Below are 451 nucleotides of genomic sequence, written 5' to 3' on the forward strand. Positions count from 1 at the left end.
GTCTGCCCGGTGGCGGGCGTGTCTGCGGGTGGCGTGCTGATCGACGGCGATACGATCGTCGCCACCGGCCTGATCGAAGTGCCCGATGGGACAGAGACGATCGACTGTGGTGGCCAGATGCTGGCCCCCGCGATCGTCGATCTTGGCGTGTTCGCAATCGACCTGCCCGCCTTTCACGCCGGTGGGATCGTGCGGGTCGGGTTGATGCCCGATCAGTCGCCCGTGCTCGACGACCCCGGCATCGTGCAGCGCGCCGCGCTGATTGGGCGGCCTGGGCTGTGGATTCACCCGATCGCCGCGGCAACGCGCGGGCTCGCGGGCACCGACCTCGCCGAAATGGCAATCAACCGCGACGCGGGTGCGCGCGCAGTCAGCACCGGTGCAGGCTGGATCGCCGATTCGGGCGTGATGCGCAAAGTGCTGGCTTATGCTGGCGATCTCGGGCTGACCG

Annotated in this window: 1 pseudogene; it reads left to right on the forward strand. The window is 68.7% G+C overall.

Features of this window, described 5'->3' with window-relative positions:
• Window positions 1-451, forward strand: a pseudogene (locus tag AACY52_RS31215) (hypothetical protein); the annotation flags it as partial.

The sequence above is a fragment of the Pseudomonas sp. EA_65y_Pfl1_P113 genome (assembly GCF_963970525.1).
Taxonomy (GTDB): domain Bacteria; phylum Pseudomonadota; class Gammaproteobacteria; order Pseudomonadales; family Pseudomonadaceae; genus Aquipseudomonas; species Aquipseudomonas tritici.